General features: G+C 55.8%; 18 protein-coding genes. 7 read left to right on the top strand and 11 right to left on the bottom strand.

Annotated features, from left to right (window positions below; translation table 11 throughout):
- Positions 1 to 498 precede the first annotated feature (498 nt).
- The 3 genes from ACR0IR_RS18665 (at position 499) to ACR0IR_RS18675 (ending at position 3,574) form a co-directional block, all read left to right on the top strand.
- Positions 499 to 1,629 (top strand): nitroreductase family protein, encoded by a 1,131-nt coding sequence (locus tag ACR0IR_RS18665; RefSeq protein ID WP_170366457.1) that lies wholly within the window; start codon positions 499 to 501, stop codon positions 1,627 to 1,629.
- A 278-nt stretch (positions 1,630 to 1,907) separates the two neighbouring features.
- A complete protein-coding gene (locus ACR0IR_RS18670; RefSeq protein WP_480779160.1) occupies positions 1,908 to 2,894 on the top strand; it encodes an ATP-grasp domain-containing protein in 987 nt (328 codons plus the stop codon).
- A complete protein-coding gene (locus ACR0IR_RS18675) occupies positions 2,891 to 3,574 on the top strand; it encodes an HAD family hydrolase (RefSeq protein WP_170366461.1) in 684 nt (227 codons plus the stop codon). Before ACR0IR_RS18670 ends, ACR0IR_RS18675 begins: the two co-directional genes overlap by 4 nt.
- Before the next feature lie 145 nt (positions 3,575 to 3,719).
- Here the strand turns inward: ACR0IR_RS18675 and ACR0IR_RS18680 are convergent, their stop codons facing one another.
- The 4 genes from ACR0IR_RS18680 to ACR0IR_RS18695 are packed head-to-tail and all read right to left on the bottom strand — an operon-like array spanning position 3,720 to position 7,608.
- On the bottom strand, positions 3,720 to 4,820 hold the full coding sequence (locus ACR0IR_RS18680; protein WP_170366463.1) for a glycosyltransferase family 4 protein: 1,101 nt from the start codon (positions 4,818 to 4,820) through the stop codon (positions 3,720 to 3,722).
- Positions 4,817 to 5,128: a hypothetical protein gene (locus ACR0IR_RS18685; protein ID WP_217357172.1), complete on the bottom strand. Its 312-nt coding sequence runs from the start codon at positions 5,126 to 5,128 to the stop codon at positions 4,817 to 4,819. The genes ACR0IR_RS18680 and ACR0IR_RS18685 overlap by 4 nt, the downstream gene beginning before the upstream one ends.
- 24 nt (positions 5,129 to 5,152) lie before the next feature.
- Positions 5,153 to 6,355 carry a glycosyltransferase family 4 protein gene (locus ACR0IR_RS18690; RefSeq protein ID WP_170366467.1) on the bottom strand — a complete coding sequence of 401 codons (1,203 nt, stop codon included), beginning with the start codon at positions 6,353 to 6,355 and terminating at the stop codon, positions 5,153 to 5,155.
- A 35-nt stretch (positions 6,356 to 6,390) separates the two neighbouring features.
- A complete protein-coding gene (locus tag ACR0IR_RS18695; RefSeq protein ID WP_170366469.1) occupies positions 6,391 to 7,608 on the bottom strand; it encodes a polysaccharide biosynthesis/export family protein in 1,218 nt (405 codons plus the stop codon).
- 136 nt (positions 7,609 to 7,744) lie between these two features.
- Between ACR0IR_RS18695 and ACR0IR_RS18700 the strand changes: the two genes are divergently transcribed.
- Positions 7,745 to 8,641 (top strand): sulfotransferase, encoded by an 897-nt coding sequence (locus tag ACR0IR_RS18700; RefSeq protein WP_170366471.1) that lies wholly within the window; start codon positions 7,745 to 7,747, stop codon positions 8,639 to 8,641.
- Here the strand turns inward: ACR0IR_RS18700 and ACR0IR_RS18705 are convergent.
- From ACR0IR_RS18705 to ACR0IR_RS18735, 7 genes are all read right to left on the bottom strand, one after another.
- The gene (locus ACR0IR_RS18705; RefSeq protein WP_170366473.1) at positions 8,623 to 9,867 is read right to left on the bottom strand and encodes an O-antigen ligase family protein; all 1,245 of its coding nucleotides are present in this window, start codon (positions 9,865 to 9,867) and stop codon (positions 8,623 to 8,625) included. The genes ACR0IR_RS18700 and ACR0IR_RS18705 overlap by 19 nt on opposite strands.
- Positions 9,864 to 11,195, bottom strand: a complete 1,332-nt coding sequence (locus ACR0IR_RS18710) for a lipopolysaccharide biosynthesis protein (RefSeq protein ID WP_170366475.1) — start codon at positions 11,193 to 11,195, stop codon at positions 9,864 to 9,866. The genes ACR0IR_RS18705 and ACR0IR_RS18710 overlap by 4 nt, the downstream gene beginning before the upstream one ends.
- 11 nt (positions 11,196 to 11,206) lie before the next feature.
- Positions 11,207 to 12,424 carry a glycosyltransferase family 4 protein gene (locus ACR0IR_RS18715; protein ID WP_170440001.1) on the bottom strand — a complete coding sequence of 406 codons (1,218 nt, stop codon included), beginning with the start codon at positions 12,422 to 12,424 and terminating at the stop codon, positions 11,207 to 11,209.
- Entirely contained in the window at positions 12,382 to 13,563 is a 1,182-nt protein-coding gene (locus ACR0IR_RS18720; protein WP_170366477.1) for a glycosyltransferase, read from the bottom strand. Before ACR0IR_RS18720 ends, ACR0IR_RS18715 begins: the two co-directional genes overlap by 43 nt.
- An 83-nt stretch (positions 13,564 to 13,646) precedes the next feature.
- A complete protein-coding gene (locus tag ACR0IR_RS18725; protein WP_170366479.1) occupies positions 13,647 to 15,809 on the bottom strand; it encodes a polysaccharide biosynthesis protein in 2,163 nt (720 codons plus the stop codon).
- Positions 15,810 to 16,192: 383 nt separating this feature from the next.
- On the bottom strand, positions 16,193 to 17,629 hold the full coding sequence (locus ACR0IR_RS18730; RefSeq protein WP_170366481.1) for a pectate lyase family protein: 1,437 nt from the start codon (positions 17,627 to 17,629) through the stop codon (positions 16,193 to 16,195).
- A complete protein-coding gene (locus ACR0IR_RS18735; protein ID WP_170366483.1) occupies positions 17,626 to 19,578 on the bottom strand; it encodes an AAA family ATPase in 1,953 nt (650 codons plus the stop codon). Before ACR0IR_RS18735 ends, ACR0IR_RS18730 begins: the two co-directional genes overlap by 4 nt.
- Before the next feature lie 773 nt (positions 19,579 to 20,351).
- On the opposite strand from ACR0IR_RS18735, the gene ACR0IR_RS18740 reads away from it, so the two are divergent.
- From ACR0IR_RS18740 to ACR0IR_RS18750, 3 genes are all read left to right on the top strand, one after another.
- On the top strand, positions 20,352 to 21,527 hold the full coding sequence (locus ACR0IR_RS18740; protein WP_170366485.1) for a DegT/DnrJ/EryC1/StrS family aminotransferase: 1,176 nt from the start codon (positions 20,352 to 20,354) through the stop codon (positions 21,525 to 21,527).
- A gap of 438 nt (positions 21,528 to 21,965) precedes the next feature.
- Entirely contained in the window at positions 21,966 to 22,817 is an 852-nt protein-coding gene (locus tag ACR0IR_RS18745) for a sulfotransferase family protein (protein ID WP_170366486.1), read from the top strand.
- A 283-nt stretch (positions 22,818 to 23,100) separates the two neighbouring features.
- Positions 23,101 to 24,336 (top strand): polysaccharide pyruvyl transferase family protein, encoded by a 1,236-nt coding sequence (locus ACR0IR_RS18750; protein WP_170366488.1) that lies wholly within the window; start codon positions 23,101 to 23,103, stop codon positions 24,334 to 24,336.
- Positions 24,337 to 24,414: the final 78 nt, after the last annotated feature.

The following is a 24,414-nucleotide window of genomic DNA, read 5'->3' on the forward strand; positions in this document are numbered from 1 at the left end:
TTTTGGATTTCACGGGGCGTTGATTTGCCATCGATACAAGTTGCGTTTTGGTTTTTTTTGCTGGAAGCTTCTTGAGGTTTTTAGTGTTGCCGAGGTGGTCGCGTATGGCGAGCTCGGGTGGTTGTGGTGATGAACGGTGTTGCAGTTCCCAGTCTTGGACAGGTTTTGCCCTGCGAAATGATCGCGTTTCGCGCTTGTAGAGAGGGGAAGGCTGTGTCGGGACGCCTAAGTCCGGTTCGAAACGGTTTATTTTCTGAAGGTGGTCCGGTGTCGGCCATTGGTCTGGACCGGTGTCTTTCGCGATATGGACTGACCTGTGCCGGTTCCGGAGTGGTCCGCGAGGGCCGTTTGCACCGACCTGTCCTGTCGCCCGCGGATCCTATGATTCGAGGCAGAACGGATCCGAATGGGAAACAAAGCACAATATGAGAAGGCATTGTGTGCGCATGGTGCGTGTATGAGGGCTGAACAAGATTTGTTTACGGAGATCGATTTGAGATGAAAACGTTGGTGAAGAATTTTTTGCCGGAAAGCCAAGTCGACCGGCTGCGCAATGCCCGTCTTCTTTTGAAGGAGTCCGGAGCGGCCCGATTGGCCACGTCGGTTCAAACAAGCGGTCTGAAATTTGCCTCGTCCGCCAAACCCCTCGCTACGGCGTATTATTCGTTGTTGTCACGGCAATTTAGGCGCGAGGAACGAGCGGTTCTGCTTGGGCTCGCAAAATATCATGCGGAACTTCAAGAGGATGATGCCAACGTCTTTTTGATGCGCCGGAATGTGCACCGTCTGGAGAAAGGTCTGCTGATGCGGCCTCGGCGTCCGGTGTTTGCCAAGGACTACATTCTCGAAACGGTTAACGTTTACCGCAAGATCGTTTCTGAACCTTCGCACGCGGACGAGAGTACGGCCGAGTCTCTGCTTTGGGCTCACGACGTTTTGCGTGCTTATTTTGGTGCTGTGGCCCCTGACCCGGTCCTTGATCATGCGCGTGAGGTATTTGAGAAATGCCCGGCACCGGCCGGCAACAGTGCCGAGGCGAAACGGATCCCTTACAAGCGTCTTCTTGATGATCATCCGGTCTCGTACGAGCAGCTGGAGCAATTGGCTCTTAAGCGTCGATCGGTGCGGTGGTTCGAGCAAAAGCCAGTACCGCGTGAATTGCTGGACAAGGCGTTTACGGTGGCCGGTTTGTCGCCCAGTGCCTGTAACCGGCAACCTTTCCGCTTTCTCGTGTTTGATGATCCTGAAACTGTCGAACAGGTCGCATCGTTGCCCGGGGGAACCATTGGGTGGAAGCACAATATACCCGTGATGGTGGTCGTTCTGGGGTCGCTTGATGCGTTCTACAGCGAAAAGGACCGGCACGTGATTTACATTGATGGCTCCCTTGCTGCGATGTCTTTCTCATACGCGCTGGAAACCCTCGGATTGAGCTCTTGCATCTGCAATTGGCCGGATATTGAGGCCCATGAAAAGCGCGCGCAGGAAGTTCTGGGTCTGAAGGGGTACGAACGGCCGGTGTTCTTCATGGCGGTGGGTTACCCGGATCCCGAGGCTATGGTCGCCTATTCCCAGAAACGGCCGCTTGAGGTTATGCGCGAGTACAATCCGCCCATCAATCGATCGTAGGTTGCGGCATTCAGCCCGCGTTTGACCTTGGCGGTCAGTGCGGGTCAGGCATGCGCTCTTTGGTTCATGAAAGAGCGTTTGGGTGACCGTAGCGTCTCCTTTATGGAGGCAGAGGTCTGCTTTGCTGCCTCATCCACTGGCCTAAGGCTCGCACGGGGCGATACCAATGGTAACTGTTTAAGTTCCCGTGAAATATTGTGGCCACGTTCCAGTATCGCTGCAATTTCGAGGTATGACAGTATACGGTCCTCCTAAGGGGGAGCACGCATGAGGTTTCGATGAAAGAAACAGTCAAGGATCAAGTCGGCGTGTTGCTCACATCGGCAGGACGACGGGTTGAGTTGTTGGAGTGTTTTCGGACTGCTGCACGTGGGCTCGGGATCGACTTGCGTGTGTTTGCCTGCGATCTTGCACCTGATCTTTCGGCGGCCTGTGCGCGAGCCGACGGAGCATACGCGGTACCACGATGCGATGATCCTTCGTATGTTGATGTTGTTTTGGCAATTGCGGCTGAGACAGGTGCAAGACTGGTCGTTCCGACAATCGACCCGGAGCTGGCGCCGCTGGCCGAGGCGGCCGAGGACTTTGCTCAAATCGGCGCTCGGGTTCATGTCTCAGACCCCGAAACAATCTCGGTGGTCCGCGATAAGGCCCGAACCGCCGAGGTGCTGAGTGCTGCGGGTGTCCCAGTGCCCTGCACGCACGCATTGGAGGCTTTGCGCGCCAAGCCGGACCTCCTGTCCTGGCCGGTTTTTCTCAAGCCGTCGGGAGGCAGCGCAAGTCGTGGGTTGGCTGTGATCAACCATCCGGGGGATTTACCAGATCATACTGATGAACCCATGATCGCGCAGGATTGTCTCGGAGGACCGGAATACACAATCAACATGTTTGTCGACTCCCGTGGTGAACTCAGAACAGTGATCCCGCATATCCGGTTGTCGATACGCGCCGGGGAAGTCGAGAAGGGTCGCACTGAACGGCGTGCTGACCTGAAGGCGATTGCAGAGGGCATTGCTGCCGCCCTTCCTGGTCTGCGCGGTGTATCATGTTTTCAGGTGATCGACGATCCCGAGCATGGTCCAAAGGTCCTTGAAATCAATGCTCGGTTCGGCGGCGGCTATCCACTTGCCGATGCAGCAGGGGCAACCTTTGCCCGCTGGCTCTTGGAAGAAGTCACGATCGGTACTTCAGCTGCGGATGACAACTGGACCGACGGGGTTGAAATGCTGCGTTATGACGCCGCCGTTTTCCGGGGACTATCTTGATCGTATTCGACTTGGACGACACGCTGTATCTCGAGCGGGATTTTGCGTTCTCCGGCTATGCATCTCTCGACAGTTACATTGAAGAAACAACGGGATGTGTTGGCTTTGGTGCTTGGTGTCGGGCCGCGTTTCTTGCGGGCCGGCGTCAACGGATTTTCGACGAGGCGCTGGCAGCGCTTGGCTTGCCTGAGGATGCCGGGATGATCGATGATCTTGTTACCAGGTATCGCAACCATACCCCGCAGATTGCACTTTGCGACGATGCAAGGCGATGTCTTGACCGGCTTTCTCCGTGCACAGACCTAGGGCTGATCACCGATGGCCCTGAGCGGATGCAACGGGCCAAGATTGCGGCGCTTGGGATTGCCCCGCAATTCAAGGTGTTGCGGCCAACCGCTGCGTGGGGGCCTGAATTCTCGAAACCGCATCCACGGGCATTTCTGGAAATGGAGGCGGCGGCTGGTGGGGCTCCTCTTGTTTATGTTGCCGACAACGCCCTCAAGGATTTTGTCACACCGCGAGCGCGAGGGTGGCACACGATCCAGATTTGCCGCGAAGGCCGCGTCCATACGGCACCACCGCCTGATAAGGCATACGCGCCCCATGCCCAGATAGAGAGCCTGGATGAATTGGAAGCAACGTTGGAAAAGCTTGGGAGAGCTATCCCGACGGCACGCTAGGCCGCCTCCGTCACGAGTTTTGTGAGATTGCCTGGCTCCAAAAACCAATGATACGTCACGGCTTTCTGCCCATGAGCTTGTGGATATCGTCGCGCTTCATGGCTTTGAGTATGGGGTGCTTGGCGGCTTCCTGTTGAATAACGGATCACCGGTCCCGCTTCGTTTCTCCAAGGGTGTCGAGAAGCGCATCCCATTGAGCGGCGACGCGGGGCACTGTGAATCTGGTGCTACTCTTTCGCGCTTCACTTGCCAGTTTTGCGCGGAAGTCCCGGTTGGACAGCAAACGGCGCAGCGCGTTTGCCAACTCCTCAACATCACCGTCGGGAACGAGCAGGCCGTCTACACCATCGGTTACCATCTCGGCCGGTCCGAAAGGGCAGTCGAAACTCACTACGGGCATCCCTGCCGCCATGGCCTCGCCTAGAACGTTGGGAAATCCCTCAAAGCGCGACGAGAGCACAAAAGCATGACCTTCCCTGATCCATGCACCAGGCGTATCGGTCTGGCCAGCAAGGAAGATACGCTCGCTGCCGCCGCATGCGGAAATTCTGGATGCCAGGCTGTCACGCAGTGGTCCATCACCAAAAATCTTGAGCTGCCAGTCGGAGAATTCATCCTGAATTAGGGCAAAGGCATCGATCAATAGGTCAAACCCTTTCTGCGACACCAGGCGGCCTACGGCCACAAGGATTTTGGGCTCTCTCTCTTCGGGCGGGAGCGCAGTTGGCGTCTCGATAGGATTGGGAATGACAAAGGCGGCACTTTCGACACCTTTCGGCAAACAAACGAGGCTTGCCCGTGTCTGCATCACGATGGCGTCTGCCAAAGGATAGAGTCGGGCCAGCAGCCTGCCCCAGAGGCTATTTGCCTCTTGGCGCATAGGGTTGTTGCGCTCGCAAACGACCGTGTGTATCGAGCGCCCCCACGTCGAAAGCAAAGCTAGGACATTGTTCTTGGTCAGAAATGAAATCAACGTATCTGGCTCAATTTTCACGAGAACCCGTCGGAGAGCCATGAGCCGGCGGAGGACTCGCAGCGGCCCCAGCCCAGGATGGGAAAGGTCGAGGCGGTGAAGCGCGACAGTAGGCGGCACGTCGAAGTAAACAGGGGAATCGGGCGCATCAAAGCTGATTATGTGAACCTCGTGACCTTGTGCCACCCAGTGATTTGCAAGCAACATCACTACCCGTTCGGCCCCTCCGGCACCGAGCCCCGTGAGCAGAATTGCTAGACGCTTCCCCATCATTCAGCAGCCATGACAAAATCGCCGAGGTTTGCTGCCGGAAGCCTGTTCCATTTGTCTGCGCTCGGGTTTCTGTCAACACAATGGTCGCTGGTACATACTGCTGGACGGTGCAATCCGCTTGCATCCCGATGGTGATCCAGGCTCACGCGCTCCGTTGTGATTTCACCAAAAACAGGAGGGCTCTCAAATACGTCGGCGCTCGGATGCCGCAGTTTACCAAAGTCTTTGCCGGGAAGGCACATCTCAACAAATGCCCGCAACTGTAACATGGTCGGGGCTGTTATGTGATAAGCGATATGTTCCGGCATGAGCGTCATGCATTCCGTGTAGGTTCAGGTGACGGCAGGAAATCGTGTTCGGCTTGCTGGCGCGAGGTCCTCATATATTTGGCTGAGCTGTTCAATGTGGCGTTCTGTGCCGTAACGACTGATGAGGTTCGCGCGGGCTTCGGCGACAATGGCTGCGCGGTTTTCCGGGTCGTTTTCAAGATGCATGATTGCATCTGCAATGGCTCTTGGGTCCCCTACCGGCACAAGCCGGCCTGTCTTGCCGTCCTGAATGGCTTCGATGTTGCCGCCGTGCCGGGTGGCGATCACCGGAACGCCCAAATGCATCGCTTCGATCAATGTTCGACCAAAAGGTTCGTTTAGAGCCGTCACTACTGTGGCATCCATTGCCGCCATCGGTCCGTTGATCGGTCGTCTGAAACCCATCAGGTGAATATGTTTGCCGATCCCGAGACGCTCGGCCAATGCCAGAGCTTCGCGGTCCAACGGCGCGTGGGGCAAAATCGCCTCACCAAAAAATAGACCATGAACTTCGCGGCCAGGCAGAGCCTTTATCGTTTCTGCCACTGCTTCCACGAAAGCAATTGGTTGCTTGCGCGGGACCAGAGATCCAAAAAAGCCTAGGAGCAACGCGTTCTCTCCTGCTTTGATTTCTTTAAGCAGCGCGGCACGGGCCGCCACACGGTCAGGCTGTTCTTCGAATTCAAACGGGCTGTAGACGACATGGGTGCGGCGTCTGACTGGCAAGAGAGGGTGTGCCGGGCGCGCAAAATTTGAGACGGTCACGATCCGGTTTGCAAGAAAGGGTGCAATTGTGTTGACCCCAAAGCCTTTCGGATCCTCGCGATGATGCCAGAGCAAGCGGCACCTGGCGAGGCGTGCTGGGGCAGCCCAATTAACATGCATCCGCCCGTCGTTTGTGTGGACGATGTCATAGGCTCCCTCCTTGAGAAAGCGGCGCAACGCGGGCAACGTTCGGGTAAGATAGGTTCCTACCGATATAGACCTTTCGGTCTTGCTGTGCGACGGGGCAATGATCGCAACATCCGCCAGTGTCCGGTATTCAAGGCCCTGCGAATGGATATAGTCTCCCAGTGGTCCCGGCCCTGACCCATCGAGGTCGTGCAACAAAACAGTTGGCTTGAAACGGTTTCGGTCCAGCCCAGCCACCAGCTTGAGGGCTGAAATATGGCTGCCGCCGATAGTTTTGCCCCCTACAAAGGGGAGCAGAATGCGCAAACGGCTCAAGGAAACGACCTCACGAAATACTCTTGGGGGAACATTCAGTTGCCTGCGGAAGGTGGCAAGACCTCGACGGTGATTTCAAGTGTGTCGCGCGGTGCCAGACGTGTCGTGGGGTCGGCTTGGATACGTTCAAACGCGCCGTTTACCTCTCGTGAGATAACGTAGACGACTTTGACTGCCTCGTCTGACTCGACACCAGCGGTGCCCCGCACAGTCGCTTCGGCATAGAGTTTTTTGGCGGTCTCCAATTCCGCCCGACGATTGGTCAGGTCGTTTCTAACATCTCGCAGTGCAGCGAGACGGCTGAGGCGCGCCTCGTCGAAGAGCGTGATCTCATCGCGGCGCGCCAAGTTGAGCTGCTGTTGGGCATTTAGCCGTGCGACCTCCAAAGCACTCAATTGCACTTCCATACCGGCCAAGTCAGAGAGAACCGCCGTTTCTCGCGTGCGCGCGGCGAGACCGCGATCTTTCAGTTCGCCCATCACTTCGGCTTCTTCACGGGCAAGTGCGACTTGTTGCTGGCGCAGTGCAAGCTGGGCGTCAAGACGGAGCACTTGCTCGGCCACAACTTCCTGCAGTTCCTGGATATTGGCTTCTCGAGTGTCGAAAGACCTTTGTCGGGCGATGAAAAGCTCCCGCTCAATCCCATCAATACCTTCGCCGTTGACAGTTGGAGTACCGTCTGCCGCCCGTATCTCGATTGCAGCAACCTCTGCCACCAACCGCGCCTCCTCGGCTTCCAGGGCGGCGATCTCGTTCGTCAGAATGCGCATCTGGCCGCTCAGGCGGATCAGCTCTCTTTCGGTGTTTTCTTCAGTACCATCACTCGAGCCAACTCCCCCCGACTGCGCCACCGCTTGCTGAACAGTCATCCCAAGACGAAATGGATAAGCCCCCGGGTTTGTGACAAATCCACCAACATAGATCGGAGGGTGTCCTGCGATCTCGATTGCAACTTCCGGCGGCGACGTCAAACCAATCCGGCGCTGAATCTGAAGCGAAATCGCCGTGGACAGGTCGTCTGCCGTCTTGCCGCTGGCCATAATGGTTCCGGCCAGTGGTATCTGTATCTCACCGCTGGATGAAATGCGGTATTCGCCGCTGACCCCGTCCCAAAAACTGAAGTTCTGGGTGGAGTGGTCCCAACGTCCCGCCCGCACCAGCAAAGTATCCCCCGAAACAAAAGAATAAGGTTCTGCCATCGCAGAAGCGGGCATGAGAAAAATCAAAGCGAGGATCATCAGACGAAACAGCATAACCACCCTGCTACTATTTTACTATCAAACCAAACAAAAAGGTTATAATTGAAGAGGCTATCCCAAAAAGGGGTCTGCGTCGACCGCGAAACAGGGTTAATTTAAAGACACCGTTTGCCGTCCGCTGGAGACCTTCATGCAATCTAGGATTATCTACATCGCCGGCTACGGACGCAGTGGATCGACTATGCTCGATATGATGCTGGGTATGCATCCCGAGATATTCGGGTCCGGCGAGATTTCAGCCATGTGTCGCCATGTTTGGCACGAGAACGAGTTTTGCGCCTGCGGCAGCCGGCTTAAGGATTGTGATGTGTGGGCACCGGTTATGGCTCGATGGACCGAAGCCTGTGATCCGAACGACCATCTTTCACTGCAGCGCGTTTTCGAGCCGCTTTATGCGCCTGCGCGTACGATCGGCGGCCGAAGGCTCAACGCATTTCTGGCCCAATCACGTGCGCTGTTTTCCGCAATTCGCGCCGAGACCGGGCGGCCGGTTGTTCTGGACTCGTCCAAGGCACCGGGGCGTGCGCTTGCCTTGAGCCGGGACCCGGACGTCGATCTGCGCGTGATCCATTTGGTGCGCGACGCCCGCGCGGTGGCGCATGCAATGGGCCGCGCGATTCCTCTCGATGTCGCGAAAGGCGTTCAGAAAAAGATTGTGCCGCGTTCTGCCCTTCGAACTGCGCTGAGATGGCGGATGTATAACAGCGTCGCAGAGAAGTTGCGCACCCGCCTTCCAGCGGAACACTCGGTGCGTGTTCGATATGAAGACCTTATGCGCGACCCGCTGACCGAGATGATGCGAATTGCTACTGCGATCGGAGTAGATCTATCGGCAATCGCAGAACCGATCGCCGAGGGTGCAAAAGTCGTGCCTGCGCACCAGATGGCGGGCAGCCGGTTGCGGATGAAAGGCCCCGTTGCGCTGCGATATGACGACGCCTGGGAAGTCGAAATGTCGAACGCGGCGAGAAAACAGGCGGAAATGGCTGCCGGGGCTTTGCTCCGGCGCTACCGGTACATCGAATAGGCAACGCGTGGCAGGCTGAGACTCATCGCCAGTGCCAGGGGAACATGCCAGAACCGGGCATAAAAATGGGCGAAAGCGTTCAGCAAAAGAGCGAACAAAATAACTGTGACCAGTGTCAAAGCGCCCAACATGCGGCTTTCGGGGGACCTGTACGCAACTATCCCCAAGGCCAAAGCTGAAAGGAAAAAACCGGAGAGGCCCAGTAGCGACAAGACCCCGCCTTCCGACAGAACCAGCAAATAGGTATTGTGCACCGGAGCGCCGTAGGAACTGAAAGTCCGGTACTGGTCGGCGCCAAGACCGAGCCACACGGTTTCATTTGAAAGCTGAAACGCCTCCTGCATCAGTGCGAAACGGTCCATAAAGGTTCCCGCCTGCTCGATATCTACCGATGACAAGGCACCGAATACACGCCTCTGAAAAACCTCGGGCAGGAACAAATCGCCAAACTGCAGGACGGTCGCGGAAAAAATCGCCGCAAGGAGTGCAGCCGCGACGATGGTTCGAACGCCTCCTGCAAGCAAAAGTATCATGCCTGTCCCCAAAGTTGCCGCGCCAAACCCGGTATTTGATCCGGTAAGCATCAGCCCGTAGACCAAAATGGCCATAATGGGCACAAAATGCACGAGACCGAATATTCCCACTATTCGCAGATAGACGCTAAACGTGATCGCGATTGCCGCCATGGCGCCCGCGGCGTTTTCACGCTCCAGAAGCGAGCGGAGACGCCCGCTGCCCGAAACCAGCATTGGATTGGCGTCGGGCACGAAAACAATCAAGTAGATACCAAACAACATGATTGCTGAGACGGAGTAGATCAGAACTCGCATCAGCAGAAATGTCTCTTCCAGACGCCGGCACGAAATGATTATGGGAATGAGAACCAGCGAGTAGAAGTATTGAACAAAGGCAATGAGCCCGTCGACTGGATCGCCCTGTACGATCGAACCGAGCAGCAACCCTCCGAGAAACAGCATGAGCGAGAAGAGCCAAAGCGATGTTGCCGGCCCAAAAAATCGCAACGGCACGCTGCGGTTGAGCAGCATAACTATCACCGTCAGAAAGCCAAAAAAGTCGCTGGCTGTAAAATAGGCCATTTCAAGACGGAAATAGTTCATCGGTGACAGCGCGACCGTAGCGCCCGCCAGATACAGTTCCAGCCGTCTGGCCTGCGTCTGCCGGTCGGGGGCATGACTGCTGGCGGGTATCAAATCTGTGACGGTCACACGGCGGACTTTTCTGGCAAGGGGCGCATCTCCAGATGCCACAAGCATCCCAAGAACCATACAGCGCTGAACAGCACCTGGCACAACATCGCACCGACCCCACCCCAAAGACTGACTGCAGGCACAAAGGCGACAGCAAAGAGGGCGGTGCTGAGGATTGTGACATGCAACAGCTCTCGGTCCCGACCCATGCTCAGCAGCGCGGCATTGAACGCCAATCCGGTCACATTCAACACAATTGCCCCCCCCAGAACCCAGATCATTGGAATCGCGCCGGTGAAATCCTCACCAAAAAATGCATCCACAAGGCTTGGCACGGCAAAGGCCAACGGGATCGCAACCGCCGAACTGGAAACAAAGATCATAAGGGTAACATAGCGGACCATCCTGCGGAAACGCGAGCGTTCACCTTGTATCCAGAGCTTCGCCAGTTCGGGAAACAGCACCTGCGTCAATGTCCGGGCCAGACGCAACACGGCGCGCCCTGATCGCTTTGCGACCTGATACTGACCGACGATAGCGGGGCTGACCATAACACCGAGCGCCAGCACATCGAAGCGCTGGGTTGCGTTGCGAAGGATTTGGTAGATGTTCGAATTCCAAAGGAAACGAAAGATACGGGTGTTCTCCGTACATGCCGTGCGTGCCGAGGCCCTCCAAACGCCATCATATCCGCGCCGCAAAAGCTCCCGTATTGCCAAGGCAAAGGCCACAATACCATCGGCCAAGCTGTGTAGCAGCAGCATGACTACGAAAGCCCATATCCCCAAGTCGAACGCCAATGCCACTGCCGCAATCGCAAGCCGCATGACGGCCAAGCAGCATTCCGAGACGGCAAGCAATCCGAACCGATCGAATAGCCGTAACAGCGCAACCCCAGTGGGACGGAACGAGACAAATAGAGCAAGTGCAACAACCAGGATATAGTCGAAACCGTCGGGGCCGAGCCCAAACACAGGCGCAGCCAGCCACCCTACGGAGATTGCGATGAGGCCTGCCAGCACGCCGCCAGCAAGGTCGATGAGTATGGATAGTTTGATCAAACGCTCAAATCGGCCCTTGTCGTCCTTTTCCAAGGCCTCGGAGCCGTATTTTATCAGCACCTGCGTCGGCTGAAGGCGAAAGAGCATGTCGATCGTTCGCACATAAGCTTCGACGAGGGCCAGAATTCCAAGACCGGCTGGACCAAGCGCACGGGCCGTCAGCACCAGCGTCACGATTCCAATAAGTGAAACCGCCGTGGTTCCGGATACCAAATACCCGACGTTTCTTAGAATCCGGGGTACGAGTTCGTCGAAATGGATAAGGCGCCGGAAAGCATTCGACATGGAGCCCTCACTCAAGCCGCCCGTGTCGAGGACGGATGGCGGGCAGCGCCAAGATTCATTTCAGTCAACAGATGAGAATTGACTTTGTGAATATCAAATACCGCCTCCGCGCGGGCGCGCGCCTCTTTCCCCATCTGCAGCGCAAGATCTGTGTCATCAAGAAACTTTCTCATCACATCCGCCAAGGCATTGGCGTCGCGAGGAGCAACCAGAAAACCAGACACACCGTCCTCCACGGTATCTCCGCAACCCGGTAGCGTAGTGGTAATAACCGGGCGCCCTGTTGCCATCGCCTCGAGTATCGAGCGAGGGATGCCCTCTCGATAGTAGGACGGCAGCACAAAGACCGATGCATCTGACAGATAGGGGCGGACGTCATCCGTCTCACCCAAGTATGTCACGATGCCATCTTCAGTCCATTTCTCGATTTCATCCGGTTTTATGCCTTTGGGGTTGGGATCGAGCGGGCCAAGAATTCGAAACTCCGCGTCCGGATATTCAGGTTTGAGGCGTTTTGCAGCGGCAACGAATTCGCGAACACCCTTGTCAGCAAGAAGGCGTGCAATAATAAGAAACTTCGGAGCACCTTCGGGGAATGCCCTGTGTGCAAAACGCTCAAGGTTGACGCCCGTGCCTGCAACCCTGATGAGTTTGGAATTGTCATCCAGCATGGCAAACCGGCGTATGTCGTCCTCATCCGCGCCGTTATAGACAAAAGCGCGCCCCACACCGCGCAATCCGGCGCGATAGAGCCGCACGGAAACGTCCCGCAGTATACGCCGTTTGCCACGTGGATCCGGATCGGCAAAGACATAGCCGAGGCCGGTCATCAGGGCATGGCGTTCCGGCACCCCTGCGAGGCGCGCAGCGATACCGCCATAGATGACAGGCTTCATGGTGTAAGAGATCACGACGTCGGGGCGCAGACGCTGGAATGCACGTACCATACGCATCAAAAGCACAGCATCCGCCAGAGGATTGGTCCCCGTCCGCGCCATTGGCAACACCTCAAAGTCGCATCCAATATCGGCAAGCGTGTCGGCCACAGCGCGGTCGTTTTCGGGTGCGAAAGCGGTAACATGGTGCCCTTCGGCAATGAGGGCGCGGATCAGATCGAAACGGAACCGTGTCAGGCTTGGTGCGTAACTGCTGACCAGGGCGATCCGCTTTGGCGCTACCTTGCCCGTCATTTCGAAATTCCTGTTTTCGATGCCATGTTCAGGCTCCATGCGCCTCTCTGCCCTTGAGAGATCGCCTCATGATACCATTGATCATGGGCATCAATGTAGCGAGACATCGAAAAGTTTTGGCAAATCCGGTCTCGCGCAGCGGCTCCCATAGCCTGGCGGCCAGATGGGCCGAGGTCCACCATTTTGGCCAACGCATTGGCTTGGGCCTCGGTGTCTGAGGGGGGAATGACCGCACCCGTTTCACCGACGATCAAACCGGTATCACCCACATTTGTGACGACGGATGGCACACCACAAGCCATGGCTTCGCACACCGCAAGTGGAAAAGCCTCACCCCATGCGGATGGCAGAAGAAAAATATCAAACCCGCTGACAAGCTTTGCAATGTCGCTCCGTTCACTCAGCGTGCTGATGCGATCCGAGATTCCGAGCTCGTGAGAGGCGCGACGCGCGCTGCCCACGTCTTGTCCAGTCCCGATCAGAACACCCTGAACGTCGTAACCCAGCTCAAGCAATCGAGCGATGGCAGCGACCATCCGGGCCTGGTCTTTCATTGGGTGGTCGCGACCCACATTGCCGATGATGATCCGGCCGTCGGGAATACCTGCAATGACCCCCAGCCGCGCCCGTGCCTCAGCATCGGGGCGGAATTCGTCGGTGTCGATCGCATTTGGGATGACAATCGATCGATCGGAAGCAAAGCCTATCGCCTCGTGCTGTGCTGCTGAGACTTGCGCACAATACGATATTCCGGAAACGCCACCGGATAGCGCCGCACCGCTACGTATGAAGAAACGGCTTGAACGGCGTTCATTGTGGATATCCTGCAGCGAGTGGTGGACAGCCCAAAGTACAGGTGGCGCGGCCGTGGACGCGATGGTTGCCAGACGTGCCGCAAGATTTCCGTGATACATCCACCCATGAATCAGGTCCGGTTGGGTGTGCCGAACATGCTGCCTGAGAGTCTTCAACGCCCTTACGGAATACCTGCCCTGTTGCAGCCCCAAGTCATGGACCGGTACACCAAGGGACGCGATTTCCTGGCCAATTGCGTCCTGAGGCATCAGCGACAAAACAGAGTGGTCATGCGCGCGCTGCCCAAGGGCGCGGAGATACCTCAGAAGCATGATCTGGGCGCCCCCGAAACCGGTGCTCGTGATGCAATGGAGAACCTTCATGTCGCTTCCTTTGGACTGCTTGTATCGTTGGAACCCAATCCGCTGGTTTTAAGTGCTTCCAACGTCCGGGACCAATCTGTGCGTCACTGTTTTTCCAGGGCGCTTGGGAATGCCAGCAATCTGCCACTCTGTGGCTTCAGCATGCTGGTGAGATTGACGCGCGCGCCTTCGGTCGGTTCTCCGGGTGTATTGACTGCGCCTGGCTCTGCTTCTCCTGCCCCGAACACCACCGATGCAGCAATCCGCTCAGCGTCTTTGCCCTCATTGGCGCGGTAACGGGGAACGATCTGGCGGAGTGTATCAATGATCATTGACGAGTCACCCAGACGCGCAAAGGCCTCTAGCCGGCTCATCCACACCTTGGCGTCGGCCAGCGAAACCTCTGCCGAGGTTGCAACCATCACACCCTCCAGACCGCTTGGTGCGCGGGTTTCGAGCTTGTCGAAGAGTTCTTCGAACAACTTCTCGCCTGGTCGCATACCAATGATCTTGATCCCGATGTCTTTGCCTGGCTCCAAGCCCGACAGGCGGATCATCCGCTCGGCTATGTCGATGATCCGGACCGGCTCACCCATATCGAGAACAAAGATCGCACCACGCGATGTTTTTTGCTCGATCCCATGAGCTGACGCCATAAGAGTGAGCTCCACCGCTTCGCGGATCGTCATGAAGAACCGCTCCATTCTGGGGTCGGTTACGGTGAGAGGTCCGCCGCTGGCGATCTGCTCTTTCAGAAGGGGTATAAGCGATCCTGAGGAACCGAGCACATTGCCAAAGCGCACAGTCATAAATCGTGTGCCTTTTCCCTCGCGCTCCGCCTCCCGATCCAACGCGCCACAATAGAACTCTGCAACCCTCTTGGTTGCTCCCATAACCGACGTTGCATTGACTGCCTTGTCGGTCGAGATCTGCACCATTGCGGCAGCCTCTGCGTGGCGGGCTGCATCCGCGACATTGCGCGTTCCGATCGCATTGGTCAGCACACCTTCGCCGGGATTGGCCTCGACAATGGGCACATGCTTGAGCGCCGCAGCGTGGAAGACGATATCCGGACGATAGGTCATGAACAGATTCTCAACCCGCGTACGGTCGCGTACGTCGCAAATTTCACAGTTCTTGACCACCGACGAGAAATGACGGTCCAGATCCTGGCCGATCGAATATAGATTGAACTCGCAGTTATCGATGAGCAACAAGCTCTCGGGATGGTTGGCTGCAATCTGACGCACAAGTTCTCCGCCGATACTGCCGCCGGCGCCAGTCACGACGATCCGACGGCCAGTGACCAGCCGGGCCAGACGCTTGCGATCAACGACGTGGGCCGGGCGCTGAAGCAGATCATTCGGCTGGACTTCTTCAATACTCAGCGGGCGAGATTCGTTGAGCCCGTGTAAGTCGCAGATTCCCGGCAAGCGACGTACACCGATGCCCTGGCTTTCGGCCCATGACACAAGCTTCCTCACTTCGTCCTCGTTGAACTGTGCGGGGGCTTCTGTCAGCACGATGTGGCGGGGCAGTGCGCGCGTCGCGAACCAGTCTTTGACCGCTTCGACGTCCAGAACCGAACCAACGATCGGGACATCGTGAAAAACCAAACCTCTTGTGTTCTCGACACCGTCAACGATGCCGATCGGCTGGTAAGGCGGATTGGGCATATTACGTACGGCCCGCAAAAACAGATCGCAGGCGGTCCCGGTCCCAACAAGCAATACAGGCTCCGCTGTTGCCGCCTGCAAATGATTGCCTCCGCCAAGAAGCGTTCCCAACAGGTTTTGGTTGATCCGCCGGACCAAGCGCGTCCCGCACAGAAACGGAAGCGCCACAAATAGAGCAATGACCATAACTTCGGGCGGGACGTTCACTGCTGCCAACCCAAGCGACCGGAGGATGCCTATTGCCAACAGCACCAATGTCGTTGCCGTTGTCACGATCACTGCGTCACGGATAGACGTTGTCTCCGGATGGCGCCGATACATTCCCAAAAGGGGAAAAATGACGGCTGCCGTCAGAACACCTGTCAGCACGAGACCCGTGATGCTTTCGCTGTGGGTCGCATCAAGTGGGAGCCCGCTACGCAGAATGTAGGACGCGGAAAGCGCAGCAGCGACCAAGAAAATATCGCTGAAAAACAGACGCTTGTGAGATTTCAACTCACCGGCGACACTCAAAAGGAATTCCCAGACCCCTGAACCAAAAGTGCGGAATTGAGAGGCAGGTGTATTTCTATGCCCAATAATGAACTTCACAACAAATTACCCCCAAAACAACAAACAACAGAACGCCAAAATGGAGCCAGTTTTGGCGCATACTAAAAAACTTGTAGGTAGCTTAACGTTAAGTAGATTTTTCTCAAATCGATTTCATGCGCGTGAGCACACCAAATCCCTTAACCTTCCAAAAGCACAACTTAAGGCCGCATGTTATGTGGCGCTTCTACTTTCCCGGTACTCGGTTTTCACTTCGCCCCCACACTTGCTTAAAAATTAGGCAAATGCGGACAGCAGCCATAGCCGAACTGTTGAGCCACCGTGGAGAATCCATGAAAAAACGACGGATTGGGGGCGGCATGCCGGACGCCCGATTCGGCCACAAAACTACGGCGAAATTATGATCGAGCCATTTGCTGCAGCTAGGCGTCGCCAGCGAGCCTTGCGAGGTAGTGTTCGAGATTGGATGTTTCGGCTCCCGGAAGCTTTACCCAGGCATCTTGAGGATCATAGAGATCAAACGAAGGGCGGAGCCCGTCCCGCGCATCAGCCTGGCCACTGCCATCGCTGCCTGCAGGCTCCCGGCCGGCTGAAATCTCCGGCCATCCGCCCAAGTCGGCCAATGGATCGTCTACAATTCGCCCGTCACAATTGCGCACATGATTGAGTACCCGCGCGTCGAGATCATCGGCTTCGCGCGTGCCGGGTATCTGATCTCCTGCTCTGTCCAGAACATAGGTCATGGTTTCACTTACGGAGAAGACAGGTGAAGCGATTGGGTCGGCTGGTGTGGCAACCTGATGATCCTTGGCAACTGGATCTAGAACCTCAAACGGTATCGCGGTTTTGCAATCCATTGCGATATTGTCCTTGGCAAAGATCTCAATCGGGTTTTGGGGGTCCATCAGGAACGCCTCAACAGCAAAGCGTCGATCCTTGCGCGTACTCGGGCCTGCCAGAACAACGTTGCCGACATAGTTCACGCGTGTAGTTCCGAGGTTGTTGTAAAACTCGCCGAACTGGCTCCCGGCATTGTAGAAGACGTTGTTGATAACCTCGATCGGACCAATATCTGTCGCCTTGAGATCAGGATTTCGATCCCGATTGTGGGCAAATAGGTTCCGCGTCAACGTAATCCGCCCACAGGCATTATCCGAACCTTCGTGTGAGCAGATCAATGCGCCTTTCGAGTGCGCCCCCTTGGGATGGGTCGCTTTTTCCAGCCCATAAGCAAAAATACTGTTTGCAATGGTGATGTCAGCCGCAGTGCTGCTGCTCACATGAACATTAATGTTCTCATCCGTCGCAAACATTACCGAGACATGATCAATGTAGATCCGCTCTGCGTTCTCGATGGTGACCCCATCAACTGCCGGGCTATCCTCAATGCTCGGACCCGGGCGCACTTTGAGAAAACGGATGATTACGTCATGCGCGCCCTTGATCACGAGCGGTGATCGGATGCTGTCGCGCAACTTCAGCTGAATTCCATCCCCGGGCGCTGTCTGCCCGGCAACATAAACATTCGACCCCACCCTAAGCTCACTGTCGAGCTCGATTGTGCCACTGACTTGAAAGACACAAACGCGAGGTACATCAAGCTCTACACACGCACGTAAACTGCCCTCTCCTTTATCCTCAAGCGTGGTAACGGCAATAACTTCACCCCCACGCCAACCGGTTGCCCCGGCACCAAAGCCAATGGCACCGGGGAAGGCAATCGGTTCGGAAGAGGCAATTCCGGCAAACCCGACTGCCAAGAGGCAGGTTAGGAGTCTTAGGTACATCGCGACGCTCACCCTTATACTGTTTGCGACTGTGACGTGGGTGTCGAGCGGCGGCGTGATCACATCGCTCATCGCTTGCCTACGGCGTTGAGTGCGACACCAACCAGCGGAATCATTTTACTGCGCATGGCATGAGTTGCTGCACGCAGTGCCCGCTCTCTTGTTTGCCCCGCACGAGCAACAACAACGGCAACATCGGCAAACTCTGCAAATCGATTGGCGCTCTCTGTAGCCAGATACGACGGTGTATCGATCACTATGAGATCATAGGTTTTGCGCAGGTAGTTCTCAATTCGGGTTTCCTCGCTTCTATCAGCCCGCAACTTGAGACCGAAATGCGAGGTTGGTCCAAAGTTGATTACGTCAAGCTGAGGGTATTGACTGCAGGTGCTTATGCCCCTCCTGAACGTTTCGAAACTGTCGAAAGCATCCTGCAGGGCAAGATCGGAATTCGGCACACCAAGCAGTGCGCTGGCGCTCTGTTGCTGGACATCCAGATCAATCAGAATTACCCGCAGACCGTCGTGGGCAGCACAGGCGCTAAGGGCAACGGAAACGGTGGACTTGCCCTCGTCGGGCAGGGCGCTGAGAACCATCAGGGCAGCGCCTTTATCCGTATCCGTCCTGGCCAGTGCTGACGTAGCAAGTGACCGCGCTGCCTGCCCGAACGCCGAGTAGGGAGCCGCAGAAAGGTGCTCGATCAAGTGACCACGCGCGCCAGCCCCCGAACGCGGCAACCGGGGTATCTGCGCCAAGACGGGCAAACCACTTGCCTCCTCGGCACTGTCCACCGTCCAGATTTGCGCGTTCATCTGTTCGCGGAACAGAACATAAATAAAGGCAAAGAAGTTTAAGACCACAAACGCGACGGCCAGTGTTGCGACACGTTGCGGTTCGGAGGGCTTTCGAGGAGGCTGCGCCACGGTGATCTGGCGTGCAGTGGGCGTGAGCGAGTCTCGTTGCGCCTCATAATCGTTCAAGCGCTCGAAGATCGATTGATAGCGCTGCTGATCGATCTGCAATGCGAGTTCTAATTGCGCGCGCTCCAATTCAGCCCGGGTGCGTTGGCGAAGCGCATCAGTCCGCTGCTGTATCTGCCGCGCAAGATCCGAACCCTCGCCCTGCTCTTCTAGATCGGCGATTGCGCGCAGGCTTTCGAGTTCAGCCAGCATCGCTTCGGTGCGGTTGCTGTCATCGAGCGCATTCAACCGAATCAAAGCCGCAAGTTCAGCTTGCCGTGTTGTAAGGTTTTCGATGGCAGTCACAGACCGCTTGCGCAGAAAGTTGATAGCGCTGTCGATACCCAACCGCTGTCGGCGGAGCCCTTCCTCGATATAAGTCCTTGCGACAACATTGCTGACCCGCGCAGCAAATACAGGGTCTTCGTATGTGGACTCTATTCGAATCGCCAAGCCATGGCCTGGGTAATTGATCGAATAGATACCAAGGAGCTTGTCGATAACGGCTTCGCGCTGCAGGGCTTCGTACTGCGCAATGCGGTCTGCCTCACTCAGGGCTTCCAGATCACTTTCATTGAGCGGTTCTGCCGGGTCGCTTGCCTCGGTCGTTACCACCGCCTCACCAGAGGTTGTGGCATTGATGGTGCTGCCGCTTCCCCCGGGTTGAAGAAAGCGAAACAGTCGCGACAAAAAGAAGTCATTATCCCCCAAGCTGGGCGCAAAGTCAGGATCGTCAAAAAGCTCCATGCGCTCTGCAATTGATTCGGCGAACTGGCGCGACCGCAGCACCTCGACCTCGGTTTGGGCCACACTTGGATCGATGACGCGCAGGCGGGAGCTGACCGTGTCAAAGGCGGTATTGCCTGTCTCCAACACGATGACCGAGGTCGCTACGTAACGCTCACTGATGGAAAAAACGACGGCTGCAGTGAGCGCCATGCCTACCGCAACAAAGCAAAAGATCAGGACAAAATTGTGTTTGAAAAGATGCCACAGATCCTGAAGGCCCACACGCGAAGTGGGTTCCGACTTCGATATGTCGCTCTGGGGGGATACGTTCAAAAAACACCTCTTCGAAATCTGGATACCCTGATCGCGTGGATACTCGTGTATGTAAGAGCGGATGATGAAGTGTTTTCCGGCCAAGAAATAGATCTCAGCAAAAAATGACCGCCCACCTTGACTGCAGAAACATCTGCAGGACATCTAGCATACCGCCGTGCATTTCAGAAAGAGTGAGTTGGTAGACCGCCGCCCGACGGGCCACTCGTTCACGAAGAGAGGCTTCAGGTTGTACGCTGCCCCCAAACCTGGACCACTGGAAGTTGGTTTTTTGCTACCCTGTCCCGGTGAGAAGCTGGTGACGCCATCAGGACAATGCACAACAATCGACATGGTGTCTCCGATTGCGCCACGGCGTCGCTTCCCGTTGCCGGGCCAACGTCAATCCTCCAGCTTTGTATGGACCTCTGCACGGCTCATGAACGCATGGGCGTTCGACGCCCCGCCTTCAGCTGGTTGTAGAGTGCGGAAATTTGAGTGGCTGGCCAAAACCTCGCAGCCTTTTCCAATCCGCAAAGGCGACAAACCCTTCGCTGGGCCGCGCCCGTTGATAAAAACCATCGCGCGGCACGGATGAATCGACACACAGCGCTTGCTTCATCGAAAATCCGCCGCATAATCAAGCCAACCGGACGCGCCAGACCCTTTTTTAGTTCAAGCAGCATTCAGTCCATAATCCCTGACGCACGGGTGACGGGTATGGGGCGCCGCAGTTCGCAAAACCGCCTGTGAGGCTTTCGCTCTCATCGCCACGCCATTTGACGGAGTGCACATTGTCTACCCCATCCTCACAAAGCTGGCCGCATTTCGATGAAACTCAAATTGAAGCCGTCGCAGAACTGCTCCGATCCGGAAAGGTCAATGCATGGACCGGGGCAGATGTAAGATCTTTCGAAGATGAATACGCCGAAGCTTTGAATGTGAAGCACGCCGTAGCGTTCGCGAATGGCAGCGTCTCAATCAACACGGCTCTTGCCGCACTCAAACTGGCCCCTGGCGATGAGGTCATCGTAACGCCACGCAGCTTTGTAGCTTCGGCGTCCTGCGTTCTGCTGTTTGGCGCGATACCCGTCTTTGCTGATATCGACCCTGACAGCGGAAACCTCACCCCCGAAACAATTCGGGCCTGCATAACCCCCAGGACAAAAGGCATCATTCCCGTCCATTTGGGCGGATGGCCATGCGACATGCCTGGAATCATGGAACTGGCTGCAGAGCACAAGTTGTGGGTCATCGAAGATTGCGCCCAAGCCCACGGCGCTTTGATCAACGGCCGCCCCGTAGGCACATACGGCGATTTTGGCTCCTTCTCGTTTTGCCAGGACAAGATCCTTACCACGGGTGGAGAGGGCGGCCTCCTCGTAACCAACAATACCGAGCTTTGGAAATTCGCCTGGAGCTACAAGGACCATGGAAAAGACTATGACAGAGTCTTCGCCACGGATCATCCACCGGGATTCCGCTGGCTGCACACGCATCTCGGCACCAACCTGCGGATGACCGGAATATCTGCCGCGCTTGGCCGGATTCAGCTTCGCCGTCTGCCTGAGTGGCAGTCGGTTCGGGCACGCAACGCGCATATTCTCGCGCAAGCATTCTCAGACTGCCCGGTCCTTCGTACGCCGATGCCAGCCCCAAATCTAACCCATGCCTGGTACCGCTTCTATACTTACGTTCGACCAGAAAAACTGGCTGAAGGCTGGAGCCGCGATCGGATCATGACTGAGATCCAGGCGGCAGGTTTCCCGGTTTTTTCTGGAAGCTGCCCGGAAATCTACCTTGAGGCCGTGTTTCCCGAGTCGATCAGACCGAAAGCTCGGCTGCCTGTCGCCCGCGATCTCGGCGAAACGAGCCTGGCCTTCCTGGTCGACCCGACCTGGTCCGAAAATGAGATCAGAGCGCTCGTTCAAGCCGCCCTCCCAATTCTCGAGGCCTCTGGAAAGCACTGAATTTGGTTCAATCAAGCGGGAGGGTCCTGGGCCGGTGATGGATGCAATGCAAATGGAGTTCACCATTGAAGCGCGCAATCGTCGACGTGACCGCCAATTCCATCGAGGAACACTCCAAGCCATCCGCAAGGACAATCATTTTCTGTATCGTGGCCGATGCCTTTCTTGCTCTGGGGCGTGCCGCGCGAGAACACGGTCCCGCAGTACGTCCAAAAGATCGCGTTTCCGCATCACGAACAGTATGCTCGAGACTTCGACACTGTCTGCCCAGCGGCTTAAGTTTGCCTCAATTCCGGCGCTATACTTGACTCATGAATATAGCCGCCATGATTGCGGATTAGCAGTTCTTACAACTCGTAAATCCGTATCCCAATTATGCGCTACAATCGGCGTTTACTGTCCATTTTCAAGCGCATCAACCGGAGACGCCCTTAGCCAATGCATTTCAAAGACATAAATTTCATCATCATAGGTGCAGGGAAGTCGGCGAGCACCTGGCTTCAAAAACAGCTGCAATCTGATCCGGAAGTCTACATGCCAGACCCGGAACTTCACTACTTCTCTCGGAATTACAGCCGAGGTGACGAATGGTACCTTTCTCAGTTCAAAGATGCGGGGGTGGGCCAGACCGTTGGCGAAAAGTCCAATTCCTACCTGTATGCGCCCGATGCAGCAGCCCATATTCACGACCGCATGCCTCATGTGAAGCTGATTGCACAATTGCGCAACCCCGTCGAGCGGGCCTACTCCAACTACTGTATGTTGTTCCAGCGCGGTGAGGTCGGACCAGACATCGAGGCCTATCTCGACCCTTCGCAGGGCGGCGGCAACAAATTGCTGATCTCCGGTCATTTTGCGTCACATCTGCAAACCTACATCGACCTGTTCGGACGCGAGAAGCTTCTCATCCTGTTCTTCGAAGGCGTGTTGGACGACCCAGAGGGGCAGATGTCGCAGGTTCGCACCCATCTTGATTTGCCACCGCACCCCCTGGCGCCGGAAGGATGGAGCAAGACAAAGGACAAATCCGCTCCCAATGTGCCAGCACATTGGAAAAAGCGCCTTGGGTGGATGAAGCCGATAGTCCGCCCCCTAAGAGGGACCGCAACCTTTGAAACGGCACGCGGGTGGATTGCAAGCGAAACCCAGTACCCGCCGCTTACGGACGATCTAAGAAAACGGCTTAACGACTATTACGGCCCGTCTATCGAGGCCTTGGAGCAGATTAGCGGTCAGTCACTCAGCCATTGGTATGGGTCGATGGACGAGCCGGGGGGAATGACAGCCTGATGTCGCTCGGAGACTGAAGCGGAACGCGTACCCACATGAAGCACACATTGACTGAGAGGAGACCAAACCAGCGCGCGGGAACATCATGATCGATTGAGGAGCTTTTCCGTTTCCGCGGCACCTGAACCGCGGCAGCGGCCTGAATGGTTCAAACAATCATCGCTTTCGCTCAAATGGGTGCTGATTTTCGAAACATACCAACCGGGATCGGGAAAAACTGGCATTTTTTGCCAAGTAAAAAGAAAGGAGAAAGGCGGATACATGCTGTCATCCGCTGATTGATATGAAGAAGTTTGTAATAACTGGTATTCAGATGAGAAACAAAGGCTCTCAGGCGATGTTTCTCACGCTTTATTATGGGTTGAAGTCGATTTACAAGGATTGCGAGGTGGTCGGCTTTTCCAACAAATACGACCCCTCCGAAGAATACACCTTCAAGTTGCTACCCTACGACGACTACACTCGGCTGGTTTTCAAATACCGGCTGAACAAGGTTCCGCTGCTGGAACCACTTTTGACCTCTTTCGTCGGGATGATGAAGAAAACCGACAAGTGGAAGGGCAAGATCCCGGAAATGGAAAAAGCGCTGCGGGAAGCGGATGCTGTGTTCGATGCGAGCGGGTATACACTTGGCTCAGGCTGGTCAAAGAAAGGCGGCGGGTTGCTGCTGGACACGATAAGATACGCCAAACGGTACAACACGAAAATCGTCTTGATGCCTCAGAGTTTCGGCCCCTTTGATTGGGACGATGACGACAACGGGGCCTTCCTCAAAGAGATGAAAGAGGAACTGACCTATGCCACGAAAATATATGCCCGCGAGAAAGAGGGGTTTGGCTGTCTGAAATCCCTGGGCCTCGACAACGTTGAATTATCAACGGACATGGTTGTTCGAGAAAAATTCTTTCCAAAAGCAAGCGATATCTACCCATCCTACCAGGAGGACGAGACAAATTACCCAACCAAAGGCTCTGTCGGGTTCATAATAAATGAGAACATCTTCAGAATTGGTGATCCCGAAGCAGTCTTCAATCTGTACGCAAAGCTGCTCGACAAACTGGTGGACAATGGAGAAAAAGTCTACATTCTAACCACCTCCACTGCCGATACGCACCTTGTTGAAACAGTTCTTGGAAAGACCAGAAACAAAGACAGCGTGGGGGTGATTGCCGGTGAGTATTCGAGCCCGGAACTCATAAACATCATCAGCAGGTTCAAATACGTTGTGGCGTCACGCTACCACTCGGTCGTGTTCGCATACAGAAGCGGCGTGCCCGCAATCATTCTCGGGTGGGCCAATAAATACATAGACCTGGCCGAGCACTTCCAACAGCAAGACTACGTGTTTGACATAAGAAACCCAGGCGTCGACCGCATCATCGAACAAATCGACAAAATGGCTGCGAACCACGATAACGAGTCACGCACCATAAAAGACCGCTTGAAATGCCTGCAAGAATCTTCCGTTGTCGCCGAAGCTGCAAACGAAATAGCCCCCCAAAACACAACAGCCACCTAGCAGAAGGACACCCGGCAAATAGCCGGCACTCACACAAAAACGACACACAGCCAGCGGCGACCTAGAATGCCGGATATC

The organism is Ruegeria sp. CF2 (assembly GCF_056537385.1).

Coding starts and splice junctions, on each gene's coding strand:
- ACR0IR_RS18665 (WP_170366457.1), top strand. CDS start 499: ATGAAAACGTTGGTGAAGAATTTTTTGCCGGAAAGCCAAGTCGACCGG.
- ACR0IR_RS18745 (WP_170366486.1), top strand. CDS start 21,966: ATGCATTTCAAAGACATAAATTTCATCATCATAGGTGCAGGGAAGTCG.
- ACR0IR_RS18720 (WP_170366477.1), bottom strand. CDS start 13,563: ATGAAGGTTCTCCATTGCATCACGAGCACCGGTTTCGGGGGCGCCCAG.
- ACR0IR_RS18700 (WP_170366471.1), top strand. CDS start 7,745: ATGCAATCTAGGATTATCTACATCGCCGGCTACGGACGCAGTGGATCG.
- ACR0IR_RS18750 (WP_170366488.1), top strand. CDS start 23,101: ATGAAGAAGTTTGTAATAACTGGTATTCAGATGAGAAACAAAGGCTCT.
- ACR0IR_RS18710 (WP_170366475.1), bottom strand. CDS start 11,195: ATGTCGAATGCTTTCCGGCGCCTTATCCATTTCGACGAACTCGTACCC.
- ACR0IR_RS18695 (WP_170366469.1), bottom strand. CDS start 7,608: ATGCTGTTTCGTCTGATGATCCTCGCTTTGATTTTTCTCATGCCCGCT.
- ACR0IR_RS18715 (WP_170440001.1), bottom strand. CDS start 12,424: ATGGAGCCTGAACATGGCATCGAAAACAGGAATTTCGAAATGACGGGC.
- ACR0IR_RS18685 (WP_217357172.1), bottom strand. CDS start 5,128: ATGCCGGAACATATCGCTTATCACATAACAGCCCCGACCATGTTACAG.
- ACR0IR_RS18670 (WP_480779160.1), top strand. CDS start 1,908: ATGAAAGAAACAGTCAAGGATCAAGTCGGCGTGTTGCTCACATCGGCA.
- ACR0IR_RS18680 (WP_170366463.1), bottom strand. CDS start 4,820: ATGATGGGGAAGCGTCTAGCAATTCTGCTCACGGGGCTCGGTGCCGGA.
- ACR0IR_RS18730 (WP_170366481.1), bottom strand. CDS start 17,629: ATGAGCGATGTGATCACGCCGCCGCTCGACACCCACGTCACAGTCGCA.